Source organism: Paenibacillus vortex V453 (assembly GCF_000193415.1).
GTDB lineage: Bacteria > Bacillota > Bacilli > Paenibacillales > Paenibacillaceae > Paenibacillus_AQ > Paenibacillus_AQ glucanolyticus.
In genome coordinates, this window is record NZ_ADHJ01000031.1 from 48513 (window position 1) to 66107 (window position 17595).

Annotated in this window: 17 protein-coding genes and 3 pseudogenes; 1 reads left to right on the forward strand and 19 read right to left on the reverse strand. The window is 42.5% G+C overall.

Annotation, left to right across the window (positions count from 1 at the left end):
• The 19 genes and pseudogenes from PVOR_RS17025 to PVOR_RS17105 form a co-directional block, all read right to left on the reverse strand.
• Complete coding sequence (locus PVOR_RS17025; protein ID WP_006210644.1) at positions 1 to 909, reverse strand: carbohydrate ABC transporter permease; 909 nt, start codon at positions 907 to 909, stop codon at positions 1 to 3.
• A complete protein-coding gene (locus tag PVOR_RS29245; RefSeq protein ID WP_006210645.1) occupies positions 906 to 1778 on the reverse strand; it encodes an extracellular solute-binding protein in 873 nt (290 codons plus the stop codon). Before PVOR_RS29245 ends, PVOR_RS17025 begins: the two co-directional genes overlap by 4 nt.
• A gap of 25 nt (positions 1779 to 1803) precedes the next feature.
• The gene (locus PVOR_RS29250) at positions 1804 to 2358 is read right to left on the reverse strand and encodes an extracellular solute-binding protein (RefSeq protein ID WP_006210646.1); all 555 of its coding nucleotides are present in this window, start codon (positions 2356 to 2358) and stop codon (positions 1804 to 1806) included.
• Positions 2359 to 3522: 1164 nt separating this feature from the next.
• Entirely contained in the window at positions 3523 to 3837 is a 315-nt protein-coding gene (locus PVOR_RS31940; protein ID WP_006210647.1) for a hypothetical protein, read from the reverse strand.
• 162 nt (positions 3838 to 3999) lie between these two features.
• Positions 4000 to 4227 carry a hypothetical protein gene (locus PVOR_RS17040; protein WP_040680712.1) on the reverse strand — a complete coding sequence of 76 codons (228 nt, stop codon included), beginning with the start codon at positions 4225 to 4227 and terminating at the stop codon, positions 4000 to 4002.
• Between the two features lie 752 nt (positions 4228 to 4979).
• Complete coding sequence (locus PVOR_RS17050) at positions 4980 to 5312, reverse strand: hypothetical protein (protein WP_006210650.1); 333 nt, start codon at positions 5310 to 5312, stop codon at positions 4980 to 4982.
• Positions 5313 to 5743: 431 nt separating this feature from the next.
• Positions 5744 to 5884, reverse strand: a complete 141-nt coding sequence (locus PVOR_RS32585; RefSeq protein ID WP_138917796.1) for a hypothetical protein — start codon at positions 5882 to 5884, stop codon at positions 5744 to 5746.
• Between the two features lie 139 nt (positions 5885 to 6023).
• Positions 6024 to 6308 carry a response regulator transcription factor gene (locus PVOR_RS17055; protein WP_006210651.1) on the reverse strand — a complete coding sequence of 95 codons (285 nt, stop codon included), beginning with the start codon at positions 6306 to 6308 and terminating at the stop codon, positions 6024 to 6026.
• 168 nt (positions 6309 to 6476) lie between these two features.
• Entirely contained in the window at positions 6477 to 6671 is a 195-nt protein-coding gene (locus PVOR_RS33045; protein WP_083811702.1) for a transposase, read from the reverse strand.
• 384 nt (positions 6672 to 7055) lie between these two features.
• The gene (locus PVOR_RS30705) at positions 7056 to 7274 is read right to left on the reverse strand and encodes a hypothetical protein (protein WP_006210653.1); all 219 of its coding nucleotides are present in this window, start codon (positions 7272 to 7274) and stop codon (positions 7056 to 7058) included.
• Positions 7275 to 7888: 614 nt separating this feature from the next.
• Positions 7889 to 8167: a hypothetical protein gene (locus tag PVOR_RS17070; RefSeq protein WP_006210654.1), complete on the reverse strand. Its 279-nt coding sequence runs from the start codon at positions 8165 to 8167 to the stop codon at positions 7889 to 7891.
• 248 nt (positions 8168 to 8415) lie between these two features.
• A pseudogene (locus PVOR_RS17075) lies at positions 8416 to 8990 on the reverse strand (ATP-binding cassette domain-containing protein); the annotation flags it as partial.
• A 216-nt stretch (positions 8991 to 9206) separates the two neighbouring features.
• Complete coding sequence (locus PVOR_RS17080) at positions 9207 to 10106, reverse strand: alpha/beta hydrolase fold domain-containing protein (protein ID WP_006210656.1); 900 nt, start codon at positions 10104 to 10106, stop codon at positions 9207 to 9209.
• A 64-nt stretch (positions 10107 to 10170) separates the two neighbouring features.
• Entirely contained in the window at positions 10171 to 10623 is a 453-nt protein-coding gene (locus PVOR_RS17085; protein ID WP_006210657.1) for a DUF2269 family protein, read from the reverse strand.
• A 125-nt stretch (positions 10624 to 10748) separates the two neighbouring features.
• Positions 10749 to 11077, reverse strand: a pseudogene (locus PVOR_RS17090) (hypothetical protein); the annotation flags it as partial.
• Between the two features lie 352 nt (positions 11078 to 11429).
• Positions 11430 to 12389 (reverse strand): helix-turn-helix transcriptional regulator, encoded by a 960-nt coding sequence (locus PVOR_RS17095; RefSeq protein WP_006210659.1) that lies wholly within the window; start codon positions 12387 to 12389, stop codon positions 11430 to 11432.
• A 748-nt stretch (positions 12390 to 13137) separates the two neighbouring features.
• The gene (locus PVOR_RS30710; RefSeq protein ID WP_006210660.1) at positions 13138 to 13299 is read right to left on the reverse strand and encodes a hypothetical protein; all 162 of its coding nucleotides are present in this window, start codon (positions 13297 to 13299) and stop codon (positions 13138 to 13140) included.
• A gap of 166 nt (positions 13300 to 13465) precedes the next feature.
• Entirely contained in the window at positions 13466 to 13708 is a 243-nt protein-coding gene (locus tag PVOR_RS17100; protein WP_006210661.1) for a hypothetical protein, read from the reverse strand.
• Positions 13709 to 13755: 47 nt separating this feature from the next.
• A complete protein-coding gene (locus PVOR_RS17105; protein WP_006210662.1) occupies positions 13756 to 16929 on the reverse strand; it encodes an S-layer homology domain-containing protein in 3174 nt (1057 codons plus the stop codon).
• 258 nt (positions 16930 to 17187) lie between these two features.
• Between PVOR_RS17105 and PVOR_RS31945 the strand changes: the two are divergent.
• A pseudogene (locus tag PVOR_RS31945) lies at positions 17188 to 17328 on the forward strand (helix-turn-helix domain-containing protein); the annotation flags it as partial.
• Positions 17329 to 17595 lie beyond the last annotated feature (267 nt).

Genomic DNA, 17595 nt, shown 5'->3' on the forward strand with positions numbered 1-17595 from the left:
TTATTTTCCCTCCTGTCCAACTTCGTAAAACACCCAAAGCTTGCTTGTGACAAATACAACCATCGTCAGCAGCAATATCAGGCTAAACATGACCCAAAGGAGCGCCAGTCCGTACCCGTATCGGTTGAAGGCGAATATTTGTTGAAACGCGTGCACCGAGAACACATAATTGGGACGAATCGGCAAAGACAGCAGACTGTTCGAATTGGCCGCGAGCAGGACCGGCTGAACAAAAATTTGCAGCGAGCCGATGACGTGCATCACAAATTGAAAAAACAGAACGGGCGTCATGAGCGGAATCGTAATTTTGGTAAAACGCTGTGTCGCCGAGGCGCCATCGATAGCAGCCGCTTCATACAAATGCTTGGGTACGCCCTTCAATCCAGCTAAATTGATCAGAATGCCCCCGCCGCTCCCCCAGAGCAACATAATCAACAGGGATAGCATCGCATAATCGTAGCCGAGCCAGTCGACTGGCTTCATTCCCAACCCGGTCAGCAGTTGGTTGGCCAGACCATCCTGCACGAACAAAGAACGCCACATCGTTCCAGTCGCCACGACCGGAATGATAGACGGCATGAAAAACAAAGCGCGATACATGCCGATAGGCTTCATGTTCTGGTTCAGCAGCACGGCCAGCAAAAATCCGACGACGAGACTCAACGGGACGATCAGGACCGTAATCAGGATCGTCCGCCCGAGCGCGTACATGGCATCGTTGTCGGTGAACACTTTGATGTAATTCTCAAGTCCGATCCATTTGACGGCATGCATGTTAAAACCTGCAAAATTCGTAAAACTCAAATATAATCCATAAAGTAACGGGAGTAGACCGAGCAGGATGAACACGACAAACCAGGGAGAGATAAATAGGTAGAACTCCAGTGCTTCTTTAGTCCTTCTGTTCATGGGTTATTTTCGCTCAGCGGGAGCCAAGCAACTGAATGCCTTCGTGTATGAGGACGTTTAGTTCTTCCGTCTATTTTTTTCGCAGCTCCGTCAACCGTATCCTTATTGTAATATACCGGCGTAAAGTACTTATCAAACACCGAGTCCACGGCCTGATACGTCAGATAAGAATTGAATGGCATGGTCCCGTTGTTGTACTTTAATTCGTTCTGAATGAATTCAACGTTCATTTTGTCAAAATCCGTCTCTTTCGGCAGCAGTTCCATCAGTTTGCGCGTCCCGGGCAGGGCGAGGCCCGCCTTGACTTGTTCCTCCTCCGGCTTGCCGCCGAGAAACCATTCGTACACCGTCCAGGCTTCTTTCGGATGCTTCGTTTGGCTGTAGATCATCGCTCCAGTCCCAAAGGCTGTCGGCGAAATACGGGTTCCGTCATCCGCCACAGGCGCCGGAGCCACGCCAAAGTCCGCCAGACGGTCCTTTGTCAACGGATTGGCTTTCAGGAAGCCTGAGCCACGGTACCCTATCATCATCATTGCTGCTTTGTTTTCGACGAACAGTTGGCCGACCCAATCTGTTGCCGGATGCAGCGGGTTCGGTCCGATCATAGATTTAGTCGTGTCTGCCCAAAACTGAAGCAGTTTCTTCACTTCCGGCTTTGTATATTCCGCCGATTTGAAGTCGGAGCTGTAAGCGCTACTTCCCATCTGCAGAAGCTGCAGGTTGAGCAGATCCTGGTTAGCCGCGATATTGCCTTTATAATAGGTGAGACCGTATTGTGTCACCTTGTCTCCGCTTTTCACCGTCAGCTTTTTGGCCAACTCCACGAGTTCGCTCCACGTCATCGCTTCCGTGCTGCTGGGAAACGGCACTCCCGCAGCTTCAAACAACTTTTTGTTAGTAAAAAATCGTAAAGTCGGGCGACACGTCCATCGGGAATCCGTATAGCTCCCCTTCCCCTTGCTTTCCTTTCACGGGATCGAAGCGATACTGGTTGACGATGGGCAGAAAATCGTCCGGTTGAAGCACCGCACTGCTGTTGAAATAATCGGTTAAATCAAGCGCCATCCCTTTGTTGACATAGCCTGGCAGCTCAGACAAATCGGTGCGAATAATGTCAGGAACATTCCCCGCTGTTATCATCGACATCAACTTGTTGTAATCGGCCGGTACGGTTTCGATTTTAATATTCGGATGTTCTTTCTCGAACTCCGCGATCATCTCGGGAGTAAATTCGTGATCGTGCATCGTATGGCGGATGACGACTTGTTCTCCGTTGCTTTCGGCTTGCGACGTGGCAGGCGATGATGCCTCCGCACTCCCGGACGCAGCCGGATTGTCCTTGGAAAGTGTTTCTCCCGATTGAGGCGAGCTGCTGGAGCAGGCGCTCACGAAAAACAGGCATAAAGTGATCATTGTGCACAGCACTGCGGAGCCTAAACGTTTTTTCATCTTACGGTGTCCCCTTTTTTGAATTGAAATTATTGCTTAACGTTTTGTTATTATCGTGCGATTCATGACTCCATATTTGGGTTTGGGGTATGTCTCGTTTGTTTTGCTCCCTAACCATCGCACCCACAACATAAAAGCTGGAATTTATTCCAGTTGATCATAGATATTCCCCCTTCTTGTAAACAGTAATAATTACGATTTGAAATGATGTATACTTTTCCCTTACGTGGAAAATATGATGATGAAATCCCGTTAATCGTAATTATTACTATTAAAAGATGATATACTATCTTATCTGACGCGTCAATAAGGCACGAAAAATGAAAGTAATCACTTTTCATGTTCGCGAAGCCAATTTCATCAGAGACATTTCTGAAAACCAAGAAAAACCTTTATGACGATAGAAGTATCTATATAGATTGAACTAAAGTTTGCATTGAACATCCTATTATAACGGCCCAATAGGGCCTATAACATTCATCTCTTTTGTTCATTCTATATAACAAAAAACCTTCTTTCCCTCTTCTGGCAAGGTTGAACGAAAAAAGCGATGGTTCTGTTCCATCGCTGTACTCTTTCATTCCGTTAGCAGAACCATCACTTGCGGGAGGCCGTATAGCCTGCTTTCTTATTTTGATCGTGCTATCGTTTCCCGTTAGTTTAATGGAAAATTCAATTTGCCTTCACTGCTTTGTCTTAATTAAGCATTTCTTAATAGGGCATTATACAATAACGATCTATATACTAGATACTTGGGATTCTGCTCAGCTCTTACTTCCACAAGCTGGTATAAACTTATTATAAGCATTTTATGAATGAGATTCCGTTTTTACGGATATCTTTGCTTTCAACGAAGGATATTTTCTATTCTATTAGCACAGAATTTATTACATAACCTTAATTCATTTAATCCGTAATTTTTTTAAGCTCAAAAATAGCTACCTCTGATAACAAGATAAGCCTATTGTTATTAACAACAAAAAAACTTAAACCTACAGGTATTCTAAGTTTTGTAGAAGGGTATCTATTGCTTTTACTACATCATTTATATTTAAGTCTGGGATATCTATTTTATATAATCTATAAAAAGAGTCAAAGTTATAGCATGTCGCTGTAATCTCATATAATGGATTTTTTAGTTCATATTGATAATTACTATAGTTTTTAAGTCCTTTTGATGAAAAAAAAGTCTTTTTTGATTATAATTTCATCTCCAATAAATTTTTGCCCTGTTGGATATTCAGAAGCATTATTATATGAATTTGCAAATCCTAAAAGCTTCTCAACTTTCCAAGTTCCATAGAAATATTTTTCAGTTTTAGTATCCAAATTTATACGTTCTACAGTACAATATTTGGATGTGTTTTTTGGAATAATAGACTCATCCTTTTCAGGTTTAGGCGATGTCATTTCAACATTTCCACAAGCCGATGCTAGCATCAACATTATCATAATACAAACCAATAATATTTTTCTCATATTTCACACTCCCACTATAAAGTTATGTTTTCGCCCCTGGAAGATTTGCTCAATAAACCGGAAGTTGAGTAATATTAAATCCTAGCCGTTGCGACAATCTACCTTCAGTATTTTTTTGTGGCCTCGTTATCTGACCGCTTGTTGAGTAGTATATAATATGCCTTAATCGGGATTTGAAAATGGCCCTGCAGCTCCTTTCGGATATCGTCTTAATGGGGTTAAAGTTGGAAACTCACCTAAGGTAACCGCCATTAAATAGATCTCATCGACCCCGTGCAAAATATCGTGATTCATTTCTTTTAATTCCTTTAAGCGATCATGCAACTGGGTAAGGGGCTGGATCACCATTCGTGCTGTGTCATTTTCGATAGATTCTTTAGAAACAAACATGGAATTCATCCTGATTCTACGTGCCTTCGCTTCTACCGCTAGAAGTTTATTTCCAAGCCGCAGCATAATATCGAGGGATTTCTTATTTCCAAATTAAAATCGGTTTTTGTGGAAAATTCTTGTAGTTCCAAGATTCATCTAAGGTGGTAATCGCCCATTTGGAACTCTCATCTAAGTTCATGGAAAGTTCGCCTAAAATCTTGCTTGCGATATCTGGGATTTTAGTTGACGAAAAATAATTCTTTGTCGATGAGGCAGCGCGTATGATCCTGGACATATTCGTTATCATGTTGAGCGGCATAGATACCCATCTATGTAAACAACAGCCGTTTTACCAACTGCTTAGATGATTATATCAAATGTACCCCCTTATTTTGGGAGAGTTTTGTTATAACTAAACTGCCCGTTAGCTTAATGAAGTAGCATTGGGATTACTTAGATATTCATCTAATCGGTAATCGGACTATGTTCTTGTCCATTACGGCAATCGGTACAAGTTCTTGTCTTTGTCTCGGGACAAGAACTTGTACCGATAAAACAAAAAAGCCGCTAAAATAGCGACTTTCAATGGGACCATGATCTTGTCTCCCGACAGATACGAAAAATGATGTTAATTTATTAATTTAGTCTTCACCTTTCAATATAATCAATTAATGAATTTAAGGATCTATAATTTTCTTTTGGTGAAAGAACATAAAAAAATCCTGAATCTTCTTCTTTAAAAAAGGACCCCCCTCCTCCGAAATTTAGTACTATATAGGATCCATCTGTTTTTTTATGCGTACTTCTCTGTAAAAGTCCGCCGGTGGAGAATCATCGGGATCCATTGCATGATTGTGGTTTAAAATATTCAATAATTTATTAATATTATTTTCCTCATGTGTTTCTCCGGCAATATCATCTGAATCCAACATGTGCGTTGTCACACTTACAACTTCATTGGCTGATATACTGAAAGCATGTATTTCTGATTGGCTTACTTCTTGACGATATTCAACCACATTCTGGTTGGATGAAGATTTACAAGACACCAGAATAATTAACAATAGTACAATTAAAATGATGAAACCTCCAAGCCATCTCATTCCTTTCCCCTCTCATTTTTATCGATTTTTATTCTATAATAAATACCGCCATTAACTTCCCAAATGTTGCAATGTACGCTCAACAACGATGTGATATCCAGCGATACAATATGTTACAGCTTATGACGCTGCTTCTAAGCATGCTTAATGATAAATCATAAGCATTCAGGCAAAAATAGTTCAAAGTGTCCGATCATCAATCAACTTCTCAGTTTCCATACACCAGCTCTCCCCAAAGCTGCGTCCTCACGGCCACTTAGTGCCTTATCAGCTCCGACGATTTCAGTGCGCCTCGGGTCTTAAGGATCTCTCTTCACACAGAATCTCAGAAAACATAAAAGGACCATTCCCTTTTTAAAAGTGTTTATGTGGAATATTCGATTTATGTATCTCCGGATCCCCAGCCATGCCCTAAAGTGACCTTCATGTTGTTAAGGATTCAGAAAGCAAATGACCCATAGATAAGATGAAATAGTTTGACGCGCTGCCAGAACGTCATGACAGTCTCGTGCCGCCAGTTCTTTGGCATACGCTTTACCGATTCCGAATGAAGCACCGGTGACTACAGCCAGCTTGTTTCTATATGCCTACTTGTTCAAGATACAAATCCTCCTTTAAGAAATGTAAAGGCTCGTGAAACGCCATTATCGAACGGAAGTATTCCGAAATCTCGATACCCCGAGCAAGCCTTTCCAATTGATTCTTTTTTTATTATACAAGCTTCATTCGAATGGTAGTGACCACTGCCTGTGTGCGGTCCTGCGCCCCAAGAATGCATAAAATCGCAGATATTTCGTGGTTTCTCTTTCCGTAAGCAAGCAGCTGCAATACTTCCGTTTCACGCTCCGTCAAGACGCCAACCAGCCGTTCTTTGCCGGACGAATCTGGCTCCTCCATGCCCAAAGTCAATATTTGGTCTAGAGCGCGTTTGGCCTTGCTGCTATTGAACTGGGTTGCCCCCGGTGCATGGCCCGAGTCCCTACCGGGATAAGGCAAATCAGATGTGGCTCATCCACCACGGTGTGAATTTTGGTGGTTAGTCCGCCACGGGAACGCCCTATTGCTTGCTTGAGGCCCCCTTTTGCTCCCGCTGCATGTTGGTGAACACGGACGATCGTCGCGACAATCATGACGCTTTCCAATCAGGTTCCGTGGAGACATGCTCTAAGATTTTGTCCCAAATATTTTCCAACGGCGAAATCGGCTGTAAACACTGGACCAAGAGCCGTAGTATTCCGGTAAATCCCGCCAAGGTGCACCGGTTCGTGCAATCCATAACATGGCATTTAGCATATGACGATGGTCTTTCGGGGGTCTCCCTCCTTGTGGTTTTCGTTCCGGCTGCAGTAGGTCCTTAATCTTTTCTCATTGGTCGTCACGTATTTCATATCGTCTCATCATACTTTTTATTTACCCAAATTAGGGCGTCACAGTTTGTCATACACGCCCTAGTGCAACTTTACGACTCTCTCAAGTGTATATATGTAAGAGATTATCTAGGACTCCACTAACCTTTAGCTTCTAAAATGAGAAAACGGATTGGTCAGAAACCAACCTGCGTTTTTTACCTTCTTCTTTTCATATTTTTCATAATAAATAAATAAATAAATATATCCTCCTACAATTACTACAGCAGCAGTAGAAACCAACGCAATTAAGGTTTTATTGTTTTTTTTCTGATCCCCATACCGGAGCCAACTGATCCGGCGCTTTAACAATGTGTTGGTAATCCGAAGCATATTTCTAAATAAGAGTTTCTACTTCTACTTTATCCCCTTGCATACTAACGATCACGTGATTTTGGTTCACTTCCAAGGCCGTTGTCCAATCCGGGTATAGTAATTTCGGAGTTGCGCCAGCATTCTTCAAAAAAATAATGTACGTTTTTCCTTGATGAAATTTCATCGAAAAATCCGGACACTCATCTTCTTTTGTTTTCTGACTGGATTCTGTTGAAGGCATGTGTACAATCTTCGGTGCTGTTCCCGGTTGATGACCTTGATCGTAGTCTGTCTCCCACTGTTACTGCTACTCGACACTTCGCCATAAACGATTGCTGTTGATTCTTTGGCTAATATCTCATAAGACCAAGGTTTTGGACTGCACGTACTCGCTATCTGTACACCCCAAAAAGTGAAAAGATAAGAATCAGGGAAAATATTCTATACAACATAACCTCCCCCTCTCTACTCATTTACTTATTAAACGCAGCAAGAATTTATAATGTACAACAAGCTTATTCTTCCGCCGTAAAATCGGTATCGGGAAACCAGCAAAGCCTGCCCGGTACATGGCCTTGCAAAAGGCCGTCGCATTAAAAATGCCAACCTAAACCACGTACATCTGCTCTATTTCCATAAGCGCCCACTGTTTCGGGAACTCAATTGCCCATTGACGGCTTCCACTTGAATATCAAAGCAGCTCCGGGCAAACAAGTCCGGAGCTACTTTGTTTTCATTGTTCGGAATATGACGAATTTTTACTGTCTGTGCAGTTCCGGTCGTTCATTTTTCCGGCGAGATCCACGTGCTTCAAGTTGGCTGCAGGAGATCCTTTCGGCTAAAAAACCCCGAACATTACAAACCGATAAATGGAGACGGATCGACGCGCCGCCCATCACGCAAGGGATCGGGATTAATTACTTTCAGAATAAATGACCAAGATTGTTGCGCCCCACTATCTATTTCGGTTGTCCCAGATATCCGGTAGACCCCTCCTGTTACAAAATTCTTATCAACCGCACCGATCGAATTGCAGGACCAGTTCGTAACGATTCCTTTTTCGTGAAGATAGTTGTTTGATAAGTTACGAAGCCAATCTGTATCTATCATTTCTGAGATACTTTGTATGTCCATACGTTTCCCCTTTCCTTAACTATTGAACAAGTTATTCAGGTTCCTTTTAATATTCCACGAAACATTGTAACTAACCTGCCCGTTAGCTTAATGAAATAGCGATTGGAAAATGATTAAATATATGTATAACCGGTAATGCAATCGGTACAAGTTCGTGTCCTCGAACCGGGACATGAACTTGTACCGATAAAACAAAAAAGCCGCTGAAATAGCGACTTCTAATGGGACTATGTTCTTGTCCCCCGACACGTAGGTTCATCCATCACATAGATGCCGTCCTGCTTGTGCAGCTCGATGGCCAGCTTGATCCGCTGGCATTCACCGCCGGACAGCTTACTCAGCGGCTGGCCGAGCGACAGATAGTCCAGTCCAGCCCGACGTCGCTCATCGCCTGCAGTTTACGCACAATGTCTCCGCTGCCCATGCCGAAGTAATCGATCGCTTCACTTACAGTCATGGACAGCACATCGGCGACGGAGCGTCCGTTCAACTTATACCGGAGCACTTCCTCCTTGAATCGTCTGCCGCCGCATACATCGCAAGGTAACTTAACTTCATCCAGGTAAGCGAGATCCGTGTAGACAACGCTGAGCCCTTGGCAATGCTCGCAAGCCCCTTTGGAGTTGAAGCTGAACAGCCCAGGATTGACCATGTTGGCTGTTGCGAAAGTTTTACGCACATCATCCATAATCCCCGTGTAGGTAGCAGAAATGGATCGGTTGGATACACCGACCGCGGACTGGTCGATCGCGATCGCGTCGGGATACTTCTGCATGAATACATGGTTGATGAGCGAGCTCTTACCCGACCCGGCCACACCTGTTGTCCTACCGGAATGCGATGCATATAACAGAGCATATCGGCAAGCAGCAGTTTTTGCAGTCTGAACGTGGGGACGCCCAGTCCCTTTTCCCGAATATCCCGGTGCGTTAGAGCCACTGTTTCGGTAAGTTGAGAGCCAGGTCTCCGAAATAAATGAGCCACTTCGTCAGTAGTTCCCCGTGTTTCGATGGAACGGGTGCAGTTTCAGTTTTTTATTTCAAGAGATCAAATCAATGATTTGTCTAATTGCTTTTTTGGCTTCTGGAATCGGCATCGCAGGAAAGACATGGTTCATTTTTGGATATTCGTAGTAATTGATCATGACACCCTCCTTTTTAGCTCGGTCTCTAAACTTTCGCGCATCAGCTACCATCAGATCGTGAGTTCCGATAAATAAGGAAATTTCCCCTAAGCCTTGTATATCACCATTTATTGGGCTTAAAAGATAGTGATTAGGGTCTGTGTCGCCAGCATATAGTCTTCCGATGATGGTGAGCCCATATGAACCTAAGGTGGCATCATTTTTCTCGAATTGTTGAATATCTGGATTCGACAATGTGATATCCAACCATGGAGAAATTAATATTATTCGACTTGGTTGTGGTAGATCTTTTTCCTTTAACAGTTGAGCTAATCCTAACGCAAATCCACCGCCTGCCGAATCTCCCATCAATATAATATTTTGCGGAGAGGTTTTCATTAACAGCTTTTCATAAATGGGGAGTACTTGATCATATGATTCATGATACTGATGAAGAGGGGCTTTTGGATAGATAGGCACAATCACTGTAGCATTGCTCAGGTCCGCTACTTTACGTATGAATTTCCAATTACCACCTACAGGCCGATTTATATGACCTCCACCTAGCAAATAAATAATATATTTATCATCGACTTGTTTGTACCCATGAAATACATAGCAGTCCTTTCCATACGATTGATCCAAGCCAATATTCAGTTTTTGTTGGATTCCTTTAGGCAAAAAATATGGTTTTGCATTCACGGTTCGCTTTTGTTCGAGAAATTTCGCAAACTTCACTTTATCTGAATAACGTTGTTTTGTTCCACTCATTAATAAAATAGATTCTATCAGTTTGCTGCGTATGCTTCGTTTCATCTTAAAAAACCTCTCTTATTGTTTTTTTCATACAAATGGAACGAGTATATATTTTGTTACAGTTTTAAGGTTTAAACACCATCAATAGGATAATGGCAACGACGAGTAGTTTACCAAACCAATCATAAGGAGTTAGTTTACTAGACAAGGTTTTATATTGTTGCGGAATCTCTTCACTTTCACAGGTTTTGATCAGTTCATGCAAAGTTTTCATTTTAGATCCAATAACCACTTCCGAGTAAAGGCTGAAAACTACGAACAAAGCTATTGAGGTGTCGAACCACAACATTCGAAACAGTGATGGGTTGATCCATCCCATCAATAATCCAGTAGGCAATAAAGTGATCCAACCAATAGTGGCAGCTTTATTCAGTTTCTCAACGCCTTGATGTGCATATTTTAATTCACTTAAATCCTTAGCACTTTTTAGGATCACGTTCGATAAGAGTAAAGGACCCGCACCTAAGATAGCGGCAAAAATATGGATGCCAACCAATAATGTATAAATTTGATTCATGCGCATTTACCTCTCAATGTATTCTTTATCGTTCACTTGCACAGCCTCGTAAGAAATCCACTTTCCACATCTTTATCAGGCCGATCACTTCCTCGCGCATCATCGGTGCTTTCCGGATCATGAATGTGAAACTGGTGAAACGATTGCACAGTTTGCCCGAACACCTTGACGGCCGGCATCCCTCGCACATACTGGACGGCAGAAGCATTCATCCGTTCCAGCGAATCATATGCGTACATCATGATCAAGCCGGCTGCGAAGCTGAGTAATGCGATTACGCCCCAACGGATCATCTCTGCTCCTCCAGCCAACACTGGTGGCGCTGAGTGTTCCAGCAACTCTTTCAAAATGAAATACATGGAAGCGTAAGGCACCAGCATACAAACTGCGCCGAGCGAAGATAACAGGCAGGAGACGAATATCAGTCCGCGCTTTCTCCGGCGATTTCCAGCAGTCTTGTAAGCCCTTTTTAAATTTGTCATATCTCTTCCTTCCCCTATCAGATCACTACACTTGGATCAGAATCCCAGCTAAGTCACCTACAGCACCAATAACAGAAGCAAATCGCAGCGTTTTTCTCTGATTCGGCTCATTTTTTCGACAAATATTTGCGAATTCCAGCAATAGGAGCCAGTGCTACACTCCCATGACCTTCACATTTTTTAGAATACAACCGAATCGATTCCTTATCTACCACTAGACGGAGTATTTTCGCGGCCACAGGGAGTAATCGATTCAAACAAAAAAAGACTACTCCGAAGAACAGTCTTTCAAAGAAATATTTTCAAGTTTATAACTGCCGCTAATCAAAATGAACGTCTACGCAAGTTTCCGGGATTCACACCGTACTTATCCCGAAACGCTTCCGAAAAGTAACTGGGGTTGGAATAGCCTACCATTAGCGACGTTTCATACACATTCAAGTCTCCTTGCTGTAAAAGGAGAAAGGCTTTCTCCAGACGCTTTTCCTTCAAATAACCAAATACGGTCGATCCGTAGACTTCTTTAAAACCAATTTTTAGTTTATAGTCGTTAAGGCCAATCATGCGGGACAGTTCGACCAATGATGGGGGGTTCGCCATGCGTTCCAACATGATATCGCGCGCCCGCTGTATTTTTTGACTTTCAATGCTGGATAATTTCGGAGGCTTCGGCTCGAAAAGAAACGATTGAAAGGCCGACAACAGGAGCTCCAGCACATTACACTCCAGCTCCAAATTTTTGATTCTGCTTGTTTGTACGTACTGAGTCAACCGTCTAATGATCACGGCAGCTACCGGATCGATGGACTCCTGAAATAGGCGAAATGGCTTTCGACCGAGAAGGCCGGAGAAGTTAAGATGTTTGGCACCCGAGATATCCTCCATATAATGATTAAAGGTCGAAATGGGGATCCCGACTGACAACACTTGATAATGTTGATTCCCGATAAATTCTAACTGCGCTTTCCCTTCGTCGATTAGCTGAAGCGCGCACATCCCGGGAACAAATTCGTATTGTTTTTGTTCGACATGGATGACATTCTTTCCTTGCAAACAATAGTGAAGCTCAACCATTGGAGTTCTTGCATTTAGCGGCATCAGGAAATCGCCATGAAACGTCAAATCGGAAAACACAATATTGAGATCGGGGCGAGGGACGAGTCGACGAAAGGTTCCGTCTCCGATTGGCGTTCGCAAAATCATTGGTTCTGAACCATTTGAGCTTTGCTGCTGCAGCCCAAAATCGTCGAAAAACAAATGAAAGTTATGATGAATGTCTACCATTTTGTTTTCTACTCCGTTTCACAAAAATTGCTCAGGATAATTAATTTCAATTATAGCGTGGAATGTAGGTAGACAAAAGAAGCCGTTTCCTCTCCGATAGTTTTCTGGTGTTATTCTATACAGGGTTTTGAAAGCTCTTCCGAATTCATCAGGGGATTCGAAGACGTAGTTATATGCGATCCCCGTTATTTTATCATTGATATTCCTTAATCGTTCTGCATCAAGATCTTGTTTTCAACCGCGTACATATGACATGTCGGTGAAGCCGGTGTACGCTTCAAACACGCGCAAAAAATGTGACTTAGAGAAGCCGGGGTCAAACGCTACAAGCACACTGAATGTCTTCCTGTACATGCGTTTCATTATAATTAAGTACGGATTGAGTTCTTTGCTTATTGACCATAGATGTGCACCTCCACGGTGTTCATTGTAGCATGGAGAACAATTGGTTTCTCGATGTTTTTCTCGTATCGACGGAGAATAGGGTTAGTACGTAATCCTGTCCGTTAACTTAATGAAGGAGCATTGGGTTTACTTAGATATTCATCTAATCGGTAATCGGACTATGTTCTTGTCCATTACGGCAATCGGTACAAGTTCTTGTCCTCGACTTGGGACAAGAACTTGTACCGATAAAACAATAAAGCCGCTAAATTAGCGACTTTCAATGGGACCATGTTCTTGTCCCCCGACACCAGTTTATACATACAGGCCTGGATCGCAATAGATTCCAGGCCTTTTCAGTAATTTAAAATCTATATGTCTCGATTTCCCCTGCTGGGAAAACACCACGAGTTGCTTCGCGGACTTCAACTACATCTCCTGATTGGAATTTAACTTGTTGATCAAATGGAAGTGATATCCAAGCTCCGCCATTTACGGAATATTCAGCTCCTTTACTCGAGGTCATGAGGTAATTCCCTCCTATAAATTGCATGTGTACTTTGGATGTGAATGTGAAGCTCTTCGCAGGCCCTGGAGGTAAGTATTGTCCCCCTCTCTCCCGAAGCTGTAAGGTCAAGTCACCCGGAAATTCGGGTGGATTCTGCTCATTATTGGATGTCCAAGTTGCCCCGTCATCTACCGAACTCCATAGCTGACGAAATATACGTTGGTTCGAAAGTATTACTTACATCATTAATGCCAACATACATATATACATTGTCCACGAAAGAAATCATAGCTACCCTTCCAGCTGGAACCTGATTCACCGGATCGGCTTGTATACGAACTCTGATGGCCGCATCCCCTGGGAATAGCGGAGGATTCAGTTCATCATAAGGTATCCAGGTTAATTCATCATCCACAGAGAATTCCATGCTGGCGTCTGCTCCGATTAATATATTCCTTTTATCATCCTTACTTATTACGGGTTATCTGGTGCTAATGGGAACGTGTCCTTCACATCCGTATAAATAGCGGTTGTGCTTGTTCCACCCTGCAAAATTGCTCGTATAAACAATTGGGTTGCCCCGACTGGGATCATAGTTCCTTGTGGCAATAGATACGAGTTCCCTGCTTGTTTATCTAGTGTAGTAATGGTTGATGTCGGCAGACCATCTGCGCCCCATAATAACTCATATCGATCGACGGTACTTTCCTCTGTACCTGGTGTCCATCTAATCTCTCCACCAACAATTCCTGCCCGTGTATCACTATCAACGAAATGGATGTTAGTTGGAACCATTGAGACGGCTTGGTAGGCCTGCTCATAAGCTTCCTTAATCTCTTTGACACTTGAATACTTCTTTAAAGGATCGAGTGAACGCTGCTCTATCATAGATTGAGCAATTTCTCTCCGGATTACTTCATGAAGCTGTTCGTATATGGTTCGGTCAATATTCAACAGAGAGGCGTTTACCATTATACTTGATTCCATATATCGTGCTTCAGAAGCATAATTCACCGCTCGGATAGCGTTGCTTTCATCTTCAGAAGGAGCGGGATATTTTTCATTCACAGCTGCAATAATCTGTTTAACATCAGCATAAGTTGTGTATTTGCCCGCTTCAGCTAGAGCTTTCTGATATGCCTTTGCATTAAAATCTATCAAGGCAAGCTCCTGACTCAGTGGAGAAGGATATGCTCTTAACACATGCAATACATCACCGGCTCTGGAAGGATTTTCAACCATTCCTGTTTCAATGGCCAATTGTGTAGTTATGAGTGAGACAACGTCTTCTCCTCCATATTGTCCGTATCTACCAAATCCTTGTTTATACGTTGCACCGTCAGGTGTTGTCACCATAATATAGAGCACATCTTCATTATAAGACCAATCTAACATATGTGATTTACCATTTCCTAATGTTATAGGATCGAAATGCAAACTTAGAATGGGCATGTCAGGAATAGTTAGATCCCAATTAATTGATGTAATAGGAATATGTCCAAACCCATAATTTCGTAACCGTCCATCCTTAATAACAGCAGAAGGATCAGAAGTGTTTGTAATATTGGGATCTAATATCGCCGTAAATTGAATACGGATCTGCGATAAGTCCTCTTTTTGAAAAGGTAAGACATAATATGAGTTGGGTAAATAATTCAGTATATATGTGAGATGTATTAATCTGGATTCAACACCTGTATAGGAATCCTTAAAAAATGCCCATACTCTATAACCCTTATCTTCCAGAAGCCCATCAAGCTTGTACGTGGTACGTTGATTAGCCGTCACAGAAAAATTACCGTTTATAACCGAATCGAGACCCGGAACAGACCCACTTTTAATCTGATCTACACTTGGAATAATAAAATCCTTATCTGACGGAATCGCCGCATAGTAAATGGTGCCTGTCTTGTCAGCTGTGACTACTACATCCGCCTCAGAGGGTTTACGGTTTTCATAGCTATAGAAACGTATTGGATTGGGGAGCGTTGGGTTGGTTATCGGTGGTGGAGACACAGGACCAGTCGAATTTCCACCTCCATCCGATCCTGTTCCGCTTCCTCCACCAGTAGAAGGGTTTCCTGTGCTGGTATCTGGTACATACGCCGGATTGGCTGCATTGTTAATCATTTGAATTTGAGACTTTACAGCGTCATAATTCTTAATAACCTGTTCAGGTCTGACACCAGGAGGCAGCACGATACTTTGAATTGATACGTTAGACGGTAACGTAACCTTTACAGCTATGTCATCGATGGTTATCTTTCCAATGGCTCCTTTATTTAGTATCGAAACCTCACCGGTTCCTTTTATCGTGACATTATCAATGACACCATTACCGCTAACAACGGTTTTGCCTTGTCCTGAGTTCACTTCTATGTTATTAATCCGCGCTGCGAGATACACATAATTTGCTTCCGTTCCGATGGTTACTTGCTGATACGTGATCGATTCATCACCCCATAATCCCGCTTCTTTGGAGTTGATATGCACATCTTGGACAACTGTTTTATTAATTGCTTCTACTTTTACTCCTTCCTTACTGACATCCATGCCCTCTAATGCGGACTGATCAAAAACTACGGTGTTCTCATCTCCGCCTTTTACATAGGTTTTCCCTTTAACCGAAATTTGTTTTGCATAGAAATCATTATTCAGCTTTTCCCCTATTTCCAAGTCACCTTTAATATTCAAATTCTGAATGGTGATATAATCAGCGTCAACCTTTAGGCCGCCTTCTATAGTGACATTCCCACCATCCAATACGAGGTTTCCGGAGAATTCAGACTGCCCCTTATCTGCTGCCTTTCCCGTTGTCACGAGCTCTAAATCGAGCAATTGTTTAATTTGTCCATTCTCTGATACAAAACGAATGCCTGCATTCTTTAATACAGGATCATTTGCTTCTGCAAACAATGGCTTTAATGATTCAACTACGGAGTATGTTGTTCCTCCGATCGTTACTTTAAAGTTCTCCACCTTCTCAATTGTTAGAAGATCACGATTTACGGTATCCAATCGAAGCAGAACAGCTGCAAGTTCCTGTCGAAGAACGGACTGCTTAGGATAGAAGCTTCCATTGCTACCCGTCATAAAGCCGGTCGATATTATAGAAGCAACAGATTCGATTGCCCAAGTGGAGATTTTATTTGCATCTTTAATAGATGACAAAGCTTTTTGCGATTCCACTGCCTCTATTTGTGGTGCTCGTGCCAAAATAGAAGCTAACTCTTCACGAGTAATCACTTCTTTGGGCCGGAAATTTCCTTTGCTGTCTCCTTTCATCCACCCTTCCGCTCTTACTGCTTCAATGGCGCCGGCACTCCACAAGTCCTTTGAGACGTCAGAGAACGAGGATACTGAAGTATCACCCATTGGTAGATCCAGTGCTTTAGCAAGAGCCACAGCTGCTTCTTGACGGGTCACTGCCTGTAGAGGCCGGAACATGCCCTTCTTATCTCCATTTATTAATTGCTTGTCCTGTGCTTCTTGAATCATGACCCTTGCCCATGGAGCTGCCTCTTTCAAGTCCTTAAATGGCATAGACGTCGAGTTAGAAGCAGCTGATACGTCTGAGTGGATAGCCGTGCAAAGAGTAAGCGCTATCGTTGCGGTGGCAGCTATACTTAATTTCTTAGAAAATGTCATTGTATCCTCCTATAAGATCAAGTCGATTTGCCTAGTATTTTGTAGAAAATTATACCATTAGTCCTACTAATAATAATATGTATTTCGTCTAGTAACAATATAAACCTTACCTGTTTATCCAATAATTATCTGATCCATATATCACTTCAATGCCTAGTTCATAAACAGACGTTATAGATACAAATATAAAAAGCCGCTTTAAATGAACTGCACCCCAATTGTTAGACACACTCTAACAGTTGGAGGTGCAGTTTTTTTATGACTAAATTTACTAAGGATAAGAAATTGGCGATAATTCAAGGGTATGACCCTGATCTTCTATCGCAGACGGAATACGCAAATCAAATGGGCGTTACCAGGTCCCATTTCCAGTATTGGTTGAAGCTCTATGAGTTACATGTGTCGATGAGGCAGCGCGTATTATCCTGGACATATTCGTTATCATATTGAGCGGCATAGATACCCATTTGTTATAACTAAACTGCCCGTTAGCTTAATGAAGTAGCGTCGGGATTACTTAGATATTCATCTAATCGGCAATCGGTACAAGTTCTTGTTCTTGGCTCGGGATTCGAACTTGTACCGATAAAATAAAAAAGCCGCTAAATTGAACTGCACCCCATTTGTTAGACATATCTGAGCATTTTGCATTAATCTGAGTCCTTG

Coding starts and splice junctions, on each gene's coding strand:
- PVOR_RS17025 (WP_006210644.1), bottom strand. CDS start 909: ATGAACAGAAGGACTAAAGAAGCACTGGAGTTCTACCTATTTATCTCT.
- PVOR_RS29250 (WP_006210646.1), bottom strand. CDS start 2,358: ATGAAAAAACGTTTAGGCTCCGCAGTGCTGTGCACAATGATCACTTTA.
- PVOR_RS31940 (WP_006210647.1), bottom strand. CDS start 3,837: ATGAGAAAAATATTATTGGTTTGTATTATGATAATGTTGATGCTAGCA.
- PVOR_RS17040 (WP_040680712.1), bottom strand. CDS start 4,227: ATGTTTGTTTCTAAAGAATCTATCGAAAATGACACAGCACGAATGGTG.
- PVOR_RS17050 (WP_006210650.1), bottom strand. CDS start 5,312: ATGAGATGGCTTGGAGGTTTCATCATTTTAATTGTACTATTGTTAATT.
- PVOR_RS30705 (WP_006210653.1), bottom strand. CDS start 7,274: ATGCCTTCAACAGAATCCAGTCAGAAAACAAAAGAAGATGAGTGTCCG.
- PVOR_RS17070 (WP_006210654.1), bottom strand. CDS start 8,167: ATGGACATACAAAGTATCTCAGAAATGATAGATACAGATTGGCTTCGT.
- PVOR_RS17080 (WP_006210656.1), bottom strand. CDS start 10,106: ATGAAACGAAGCATACGCAGCAAACTGATAGAATCTATTTTATTAATG.
- PVOR_RS17085 (WP_006210657.1), bottom strand. CDS start 10,623: ATGAATCAAATTTATACATTATTGGTTGGCATCCATATTTTTGCCGCT.
- PVOR_RS17095 (WP_006210659.1), bottom strand. CDS start 12,389: ATGGTAGACATTCATCATAACTTTCATTTGTTTTTCGACGATTTTGGG.
- PVOR_RS30710 (WP_006210660.1), bottom strand. CDS start 13,299: ATGACCTCGAGTAAAGGAGCTGAATATTCCGTAAATGGCGGAGCTTGG.
- PVOR_RS17100 (WP_006210661.1), bottom strand. CDS start 13,708: ATGGAATTCTCTGTGGATGATGAATTAACCTGGATACCTTATGATGAA.
- PVOR_RS17105 (WP_006210662.1), bottom strand. CDS start 16,929: ATGACATTTTCTAAGAAATTAAGTATAGCTGCCACCGCAACGATAGCG.